Source organism: Azoarcus sp. TTM-91, assembly GCF_012911025.1.
Lineage (GTDB): Bacteria > Pseudomonadota > Gammaproteobacteria > Burkholderiales > Rhodocyclaceae > Azoarcus.
Genome location: NZ_WUEI01000154.1, coordinates 1 through 8687 on the forward strand (window position 1 = coordinate 1; position 8687 = coordinate 8687).

Genomic DNA, 8687 nt, shown 5'->3' on the forward strand with positions numbered 1-8687 from the left:
GTGCGGCCGGGCCGGGGCGGTCCAGGCCGAGGCAGAAGCGCTCGGCGGCGTGCTTGAGTTCGCGCACATTGCCCGGCCAGTCGTGCGCCTGCCAGCGGGCGAGATCGGCGGCGCTCCAGGCCGGTAGTTCGCGGCCGAAGCGGGTGGCGGCCTCGCGCAGGAAGTGGGCCATCAGCAGCGGGATGTCCTCGCGGCGCTCGCGCAGCGGCGGCAGGTCTATGGTGACGACGTTGAGGCGGTAGTAGAGGTCGGCGCGGAAACCGCCGGCGTCGGACAGGGCCTTGAGGTCCGCCTTGGAGGCGGCCACCACCCGGCAGTCCACCGCCACCGGCGCGTTGCCGCCCAGGCGCTCTATGCTGCGTTCCTGCAGCGCGCGCAGCAGCTTCACCTGGAGGTTGAGCGGCATGGACTCGACCTCGTCCAGGAACAGGGTGCCGCCGTGGGCGTACTCGATCTTGCCGATGCGGCGCTTGGTGGCGCCGGTGAAGGCGCCGGCCTCGTGGCCGAACATCTCGCTCTCGAACACGGTCTCCGGCAGCGCGGCGCAATTGACCGCGACGAAGGGGCCGCGGCGGCCGCTGGCGGCGTGGATGGCGCGCGCCACTACCTCCTTGCCGCAGCCGGTGTCGCCGTTGATCAGGATGTCCACATCGGTGGGCGCGAGCGCGGCCACCAGCCGCCGTACCTCCTGCATCGCCGCCGTCTGGCCGATTACCGGCAGGCCGTCCTGCGCCGGCAGCGCTTCCTTGAGGCGGCGGTTCTCCAGCAGCAGGCGGCGCTTGTCCAGCGCCTGGCGCACCACCCGCACCAGCTGTTCGGAGGCGAAGGGCTTCTCGATGAAGTCGTGGGCGCCGTCACGCATCGCCTGCACCGCCATCGCCACATCGCCATGGCCGGTGACGAGGATGACCGGCAGCTCGCGGTCCTGCTGCTGCAGCTCGTGCAGCAGCGCCAGGCCGTCGCGGCCGGGCAGGCGCACGTCGCTCACCACTGCGCCGGGACGTTCGCGCGCCAGCGCGGCGAGGGCGCTCTCGGCGTCGGCGTAGGGTTGTACCTGCAGGCCGGCGATGCTGAGGGCCTGGGCGCTGCCCATGCGCACCGCGGCGTCGTCCTCCACCAGGAATACCGGCAGCGCGGTCGGTTCAGCCATGGCGGTGCTCCTTGGCGTAGCAATCCGCCGCTATTTCCTGCAACTCGACGCACAGCTGGGTTTCCAGGCCGGGGGAGGAAACCTGGGCGGACAGCGCCGCCAGCAGCGCATCCGCCAGGTGGCGTTTGCTGGCGGCGTCGCGGCCGGGCATCAGGGCCAGGCGGGCGTGGGCGAAGGCGCGCGGCGTGGCGGCGGTGCCGGTGCGGAAGCTGTGCAGCGGCAGCGCGCGGCTCTTGATGTCCGCTTCCTCGAACAGGCCGGAATCGGCCAGGGCGTGGTTGAGGGCGAGCAGCGCGGCCTCGGCGTCCAGGCAGAGGTTAGCGGTGTATTCCAGCGTCAGGTGGGGCATGGGTGGTCTCCCGCGGTGGTGGCGGTGGCCGTTGCCGCGTCCAGGATGATGGTGAATTCGGCGCCGCCTTGCGGTGCGTTGCCGCCCTCCAGGCGGCCGCCGAAGCCTTCGATGATGGTCAGCGAGATGGCCAGCCCCAGGCCCAGGCCTTCGCCGGCCGGCTTGGTGGTGTAGAAGGGCTCGAACAGGTGGCTGCGCACTTCCTCCGGCAGGCCGGCGCCCTCGTCGCGCAGGACGATGCGGACTTCGTCGCCGCGCTGCTCGGCGGCCAGGTGCAGGCGCGGCGAGGGCTGGCCCTGCATGGCGTCCAGGCCGTTGCGCAGCAGGTTCACCAGCACCTGCTCCAGCCGGGTGGCGTCCGCCTGCACCGCCAGCCCGGCCGGCACCGGCGCCAGCGCCACCGTGGCCTGCAGTTCGCGGCGGCGCGGCTCCAGGATGAGCAGGGCGTTGTCGATGGCGCTGGCCACGTCCACCGCCCGCTTCTCCGCCGGCCCCTTGCGGGCGAAGGACTTGAGCTGGGCGACGATGCGGCCGAGGCGGGCGGTGAGCTGGCGGATCATCTCCAGGTTGTCGCGCAGCTCGTCCAGCCGGCCCAGCTCCAGCAGCGCGGCGGCGTTGTCGGAGAAGGTCTGCAGTGCGGCCAGCGGCTGGTTGAGTTCATGGCTCATGCCGGCGGACATCTGCCCCAGCACCGCCAGCTTGCCGGCCTGCACCGCGGTGTCGCGGGTCTGGCTGAGGATGGCCTGGGTGCGGCGCAGGGCGGCGACCTTGTCGGTGAGGTCGGCGGTGCGCTCGGCGATGGCCTGCTCCAGCTCGGCCTGGGCGCGGCGCAGTTCCTCGCGGCGGGTGCGGCGCAGGCGCTGGTGGGCGAGCACCGCGAGCACGAAGGCCAGCGCGAAGGCGGCGGCGAAGCCCACGCCCAGCGCGCTGCGGTGGGCGTCCGCCGGGTCGGCGAGCAGCACCGCGCGCCAGCCCAGGCTGCCCACCGGCCGGCTCTGCATGATGAGTTCGCGGGCGAAGCGCTTGCCGTCATCCAGCCTCACGGTGCCGTCGTGCAGCGGGTGAGAGGGCGCCAGCGGCTGCAGCGGGCTGTCGCCGTACTGGCGGGTGGCGGCCAGCGCGGCGCGGGTGGCCGGCGGCAGCGGCGCCAGCGTGCGGTAGCGCCAGGCCGGCTCGGCGGCGAGGAAGATGACGCCGGCGGCGTCGGCCAGCAGGATGCTGTCGCCGCCGCCGGAGAGCTCCGCCTCGGAGGCGGCCAGGTTCACCTTGATGGTGATGACGCCGCGCACCGCGCCATCCTCGCGGCCGCCTTCGCGCACCGGCGCGGCGAGGAAGTAGCCCGGCTCGCCGGTGGTGACGCCGACGGCGTAGAAGCGGCCCAGCCCGCCGGCCACCGCTTCGCGGAAATAGGGGCGGAAGCCGTAGTTGTGGCCGACGAAGCTGCCCGGCTGGTTCCAGTTGCTGGCGGCCAGGGTGTGGCCCTGCAGGTCGATGAGGTAGGCGACGCTGATGCCGGCGCCGGTCTGGGCGCGCTGCAGGTAGGCGTTGCAGGCCACCACCGCGGCGGCATCCTGCGGATGCTCCAGCAGCTGGTGCAGGCGCGGCTCCAGCGCCAGCAGGCCGGGCAGGGCTTCGTGGCGGGCCAGTGCGCCTTCCAGCGACAGGGCGTAGAAGGCCAGCCGGCGGCTGGCGGCCTCGCGCTCGCCGTCGAGGAAGGCTGCCAGCGCCAGCTGGTAGGCCAGCACCGCGAACAGCAGGCAGGCCAGCGCCAGCCCGCCGACCAGCAGCAGGCGGCGCGGAGGGGAGGAAGGGGAGGAAGGGAGGGAATGCGCATGGACTCCACCCGCCTATGCTAATCCGGCGGCGCCCGGTGCAGGCCCGCTGCCGGGGCTGCGCCGGGGACCGGGATGCAGCGCTCAGTCCACCGCGGCCAGCTTCATCTCGTCGTCGGCATGGCGCTGCTGCTCCTCCATCACCAGGCGGCCGAGTTCGCGCTTCAGCTCGTTGAAGGCGTGGCCGGAGGGGTCGCGCGGGCGCGGGATGTCCACCCGCTGGTCGCGCTTGATGGTGCCGGGGCGGTAGGTCATGACGACGATGCGGTCGGCCAGGTAGATGGACTCCTCGATCGAGTGGGTGACGAAGAGGATGGTCTTGCCCAGCCGCTCCCACAGCCGCAGCAGCTCGTCCTGCAGGTTGCGCCGGGTGAGGGCGTCCAGCGCGCCGAAGGGCTCGTCCATCAGCATGATGGGCGAATCCAGCGCCAGCACCCGGGCGATGGCCACCCGCTGGCGCATGCCGCCGGAGAGGTCCTTGGGGAAGCGGTCGCGGAAGTCCTTCAGGTTCAGCATCTCCAGCAGCTGCGACACGGTGGCGGCGATCTCCGCCTTCGGCTTCTTCTGCACCTGCAGGCCGAAGGCGATGTTCTCGGCCACCGTCATCCATGGGAACAGGGCGTACTCCTGGAACACCATGCCGCGGTCCGGCCCTGGCCCTTGCACCGGCTTGCCATCCACCGTGATGACGCCGCCGGTGGGCAGGGAAAAGCCGGCCACCGCGTTCAGCAGGGTGGACTTGCCGCAGCCGGAGGGGCCGAGCAGGCAGACGAACTCGCCCCTGGCGATCTCCAGGTCGATGTCCTTCAGTGCCACCACCTCGCGGTCGGCGGTCTTGAACACCTTCTGCACATTGCTTGCGACGATCTGCGCCATGTCAGTGCTCCAGGCCGCGGTGCCAGCGCAGCAGATGGTTGTTGAGGCGGCTGACGGCGGTGTCTATGGCCAGCCCGAGCAGGCCGATGGCGAGCATGCCGGCGATGATCTTGTCCGACCACATGAACTCGCGCGCCTCCAGGATGCGGAAGCCGAGGCCGTTGTTCACCGCGATCATCTCGGAGACGATGACGACGATGAAGGCGGTGCCGATGCCGATGCGCACGCCGGCGAGGATGTAGGGCGTGGCCGCCGGCAGGATCACCCGGGTGAACAGCGTCCATTGATTCACCCCCAGGTTGTACGCCGCCCGCAGGTAGATGCCGTCCACCTGGCGCACGCCGGCGATGGTGTTCATCAGCACCGGGAAGAAGGCGCCCAGCGCGATCAGGAACACCGAAGGCGGGTTGCCCAGCCCGAACCACAGGATGGAGAGCGGGATGAAGGCAATGGGGGGAATCGGCCGCAGCACCTGCACCAGCGGGTTGAGCAGGGCGTAGGTGCGCTTGTTGGCGCCCATCAGCAGGCCGACGGGCAGCGCCAGCCCGGCGCCGACCAGGAAGCCCACCACCACCCGGTAGAGGCTGGCGAAGGCGTCGTGCACCATCTCGCCGGAGAAGGCCCAGGCGAGCCGGGACTGGCTCGCCGGGTCGTAGGCCGCGGCCGGCATCAAGGCCTCCCACCACTTCACCACCACCGCGCTGGGCGCCGGCATGACGATGGGCGAGATCCAGCCGGCGCGCGCCACCGCCTCCCAGACGACGATCAGCAGCAGCGGCACCGCGCTGCCTTCGCAGAAGGCCTTGAGCTTGGTCGTCATGGCTGCCTCACTCCACCTTCAGGTCGGCCTTGGCCTTCTGCAGCAGGTCCAGCTTCACCCACTCGGCGGCCTTGGGCGGCTTGGACATGCGGCCTACACCGTACTTCTGCATGAAGTCGGTGGTGATGTCGATGTGCTCAGGCGTGACGTCGTAGGTGTAGTCGGCGTTGTCCATCGCGTCCTTGAAGTCCTGCGAACTGATCTGGCCCTTGAACATCTGCTCGCGCACGTATTTCTCCGCCAGCGCCGGATCGCGGATGAACAGCGCGGTGGATTCGACGAAGCACTCCATCGTGCGCTGGGCGAGATCCTTGTTGCCGTAGAGCTTCTCGGTCATCACCAGCAGGCGGTAGGGCTCGCCCATGGCGGTGTCGTAGGGCTTGCTGATCTCGACGCCGAACTTCTTGTTCAGCGCCTGGGAGGACTGCGGCTCCGACTGGCACATGGCGTCGATCTGCTTGGCCGCCAGCGCCTGGTTGAGGTCGGCGAAGGCGAGGAAGACGATCTGCACGTCCTTGCCCGGCTTGTCCGACCAAGTGAGGCCGTGCTTCTCCAGCTCGGCATAGAGCAGCAGTTCCTGGGCGCCGCCGCGGGTCACACCCACCTTCTTGCCCTTGAGGTCCGCGACCTTGCTGATGCCGGTTTCCGAACCGGCCACCAGCCGCGCGCCGCCCTTGGCGAAGCCCGCCACGGTATAGATGGGCACGCCGTTGGCGCGGCCGGAGATGGCGCCGTCCGAGGCCAGCGCGGCGATGTCGATCTCATTGGCGACGATGGCCGGCATGATGTCCGGTCCCTTCGGGAACATGCGCTCTTCCAGCTTGATGTTGTACTTGGCGCAGACCTCCTTCATGTAGGACACCGCACCGTAGTGGGCGAACTTGAGGTTGCCCAGGCGCACCACGTCCTCGGCCTGGGCCGGCGCGGCGAACAGGGCGGAGGTGCACAGGGAAGCGATGGCCGAAGCCAGGATGGCGTTCTTCTTCATGGATGTCTCCTCGCAGGGTGGGTGCGCCCGGCTGCAGTGCCGGGTCGCCCGCTGGGCATACAGCAGAGGGCGTGCCAGGCCGGCGGGGAGAGCTATCCGCTTGTTTTTTCAGAAGGAGAGTGCAAGGTTCGGCCCGCGGGCGGGGCCGGTAGCGTGCGGATTCCCGGAATCGGCGCGGCGGAATTCCGGAAATCCGCAGTCGGGGGCGAGCCCGGGCTGGTGCCCCGCACGCGCGCCGGCGAGCTCGGGAGCGAGCGCTCAGACGATGTCGAGGTGCTGGATGCCTGCGTTCATGTCGCGGTCGGCGTGCTTGCTGTTGAGCTTGATCTGCAGCCGCAGGTCGTTCACCGAGTCGGCGTTGCGCAGGGCGTCCTCGTAGGTGATGAGGTCGGCTTCGTAGAGGTCGAACAGCGCCTGGTCGAAGGTCTGCATGCCCAGCTCGCGCGAGCGCTTCATGATTTCCTTGATGCCCGGCACTTCGCCCTTGAAGATCAGGTCGGAGATCAGCGGCGAGTTCAGCAGGATTTCCACCGCCGGCACCCGGCCCTTGCGGTCCTTCATCGGCAGCAGGCGTTGGGAGATCATGGCCCGCAGGTTCAGCGACAGGTCCATCAGCAGCTGCTGGCGGCGATCTTCGGGGAAGAAGTTGATGATGCGGTCGATCGCCTGGTTGGCGCTGTTGGCGTGCAGGGTGGCGAGGCAGAGGTGGCCGGTTTCGGCGAAGGCCACCGCGTAGTCCATGGTCTCGCGGTCGCGGATCTCGCCCATCAGGATCACGTCCGGCGCCTGGCGCAGGGTGTTCTTCAGCGCGGCTTCCCAGGATTCGGTGTCTATGCCGACTTCGCGCTGGGAAATGATGCAGTTCTTGTGCTGGTGCACGTACTCCACCGGGTCTTCCACCGTGATGATGTGGCCGTAGGAGTTCTCGTTGCGGTAATCCACCATCGCCGCCAGCGAGGTGGTCTTGCCGGTGCCGGTACCGCCAACGAAGATCACCAGGCCGCGCTTGGCCATGGCGATGTCGCGCAGCACGGCCGGCAGGCCCAGCTCATGCAGCGTCGGAATCTTCTGCGCGATGGTCCGCAGCACCAGCCCGACCCGCCCCTGCTGGATGTAGGCGTTGGCGCGGAAGCGGCCTATGCCCGCCGGCGAGATGGCGAAGTTGCACTCCTTGGTGGCCTCGAACTCGGCGGCCTGGCGGTCGTTCATGATGGCCCGCGCCAGCTCGGCGGTGTGCTGCGGCGCCAGGCTCTGATTGGACTGCGGCACGATACGGCCGTCGATCTTGATCGCGGGCGGGAAGCCGGCGTTGATGAAGAGGTCGGAGCCGTTCTTCTGCAGCATCAACCGCAGCAGATCGTGCATGAACTTGAGGGCCTGATCGCGTTCCATCGAAAAACTCCTGGCCGGTGGCCTGCGGGCGCTGCCCGGGAAGCGGCCATTATCCTTCAGCGCGGCGCGCCAGAGGGCGGAAAACGGCAGGCGGTCGCGCGCTCGTGGAAGTGGCTGGAGGCGAGGGCGGCAAGGCCGCCGCGGCGAGCTGGCGCGCCTGCCGCCGGGGCCTGTGGCGCAGGCGGGGATGCGGCCCGGCCGCGCCGCGTTCAGCCGGCGAAGCTGTCCTTGTTCTGTGCCCGCACCCGCGCTTCGGCGGCGGAGACGATGTTGCGGCGTACGAGGTCGGTCAGGCACTGGTCCAGGGTTTGCATGCCCACCGTCTGGCCGGTCTGGATGGCGGAGTACATCTGCGCGATCTTGTTCTCGCGGATCAGGTTGCGGATGGCCGGCGTGCCTATCATGATCTCGTGCGCTGCTACCCGGCCGGCGCCGTCCTTGGTCTTCAGCAGCGTCTGCGAGATCACCGCCCGCAGCGATTCGGAGAGCATGGAGCGCACCATGTCCTTCTCCGCCGCCGGGAACACGTCGACGATGCGGTCTATGGTCTTGGCCGCCGACGAGGTGTGCAGGGTGCCGAAAACCAGGTGGCCGGTCTCGGCCGCGGTCAGCGCCAGGCGTATGGTTTCCAGGTCGCGCATTTCGCCTACCAGGATCACGTCCGGGTCTTCCCGCAGCGCGGCGCGCAGCGCGTTGTTGAAGGACATGGTGTCGCGGTGCACCTCGCGCTGGTTGATCAGGCAGCGCTTGGATTCATGCACGAACTCGATCGGGTCCTCCACCGTCAGGATGTGGCCGTACTCGTTCTCGTTGACGTAGTCGATCATCGCCGCCAGCGTGGTGGACTTGCCCGAGCCGGTGGGGCCGGTCACCAGCACGATGCCACGCGGCTGGTCGGCGATCTCCTTGAAGATCTTCGGGCAGTTCAGCTCCTCCAGCGTCAGCACCTTGCTCGGAATGGTCCGGAACACCGCCCCGGCGCCGCGGTTCTGGTTGAAGGCGTTGACCCGGAAGCGGGCGAGGTTGGGCACGGCGAAGGAGAAGTCGCACTCCCAGGTCTCCTCGTACTGCTTGCGCTGGGCGTCGTTCATGATGTCGTACACCATGGCGTGGACGTCCTTGTGCTCCATCGGCGGCAGGTTGATGCGCCGCACGTCGCCGTGCACCCGGATCATGGGCGGCAGGCCGGAGGACAGGTGCAGGTCGGAAGCCTTGTTCTTGACCGCGAAGGCCAGCAGTTCGGTGATGTCCATGGAGGCGGGCTGGAGGCAGGAGAAAGG

General features: G+C 69.2%; 8 protein-coding genes. All 8 read right to left on the minus strand.

Features of this window, described 5'->3' with window-relative positions; genetic code table 11:
* Window positions 1–1150, minus strand: a 1150-nt coding sequence (locus GRF61_RS22190; protein ID WP_169152800.1) for a sigma-54 dependent transcriptional regulator, incomplete at its 3' end; no start/stop codon positions are given.
* Complete coding sequence (locus GRF61_RS22195) at window positions 1143–1499, minus strand: 5-carboxymethyl-2-hydroxymuconate isomerase (protein ID WP_169152801.1); 357 nt, start codon at window positions 1497–1499, stop codon at window positions 1143–1145. The genes GRF61_RS22195 and GRF61_RS22190, both read right to left, overlap by 8 nt.
* Window positions 1487–3244: an ATP-binding protein gene (locus GRF61_RS22200; protein ID WP_348982463.1), complete on the minus strand. Its 1758-nt coding sequence runs from the start codon at window positions 3242–3244 to the stop codon at window positions 1487–1489. Before GRF61_RS22200 ends, GRF61_RS22195 begins: the two co-directional genes overlap by 13 nt.
* Window positions 3245–3415: 171 nt before the next feature.
* Entirely contained in the window at window positions 3416–4207 is a 792-nt protein-coding gene (locus GRF61_RS22205) for an ABC transporter ATP-binding protein (protein WP_169152802.1), read from the minus strand.
* 1 nt (window position 4208) lies between these two features.
* A complete protein-coding gene (locus tag GRF61_RS22210) occupies window positions 4209–5027 on the minus strand; it encodes an ABC transporter permease (RefSeq protein ID WP_169152803.1) in 819 nt (272 codons plus the stop codon).
* A 7-nt stretch (window positions 5028–5034) separates the two neighbouring features.
* Window positions 5035–6015, minus strand: a complete 981-nt coding sequence (locus GRF61_RS22215; RefSeq protein WP_169152804.1) for an ABC transporter substrate-binding protein — start codon at window positions 6013–6015, stop codon at window positions 5035–5037.
* A 258-nt stretch (window positions 6016–6273) separates the two neighbouring features.
* On the minus strand, window positions 6274–7407 hold the full coding sequence (locus GRF61_RS22220) for a PilT/PilU family type 4a pilus ATPase (protein WP_169152805.1): 1134 nt from the start codon (window positions 7405–7407) through the stop codon (window positions 6274–6276).
* Window positions 7408–7616: 209 nt separating this feature from the next.
* Complete coding sequence (locus GRF61_RS22225; protein WP_169152807.1) at window positions 7617–8660, minus strand: type IV pilus twitching motility protein PilT; 1044 nt, start codon at window positions 8658–8660, stop codon at window positions 7617–7619.
* Window positions 8661–8687 lie beyond the last annotated feature (27 nt).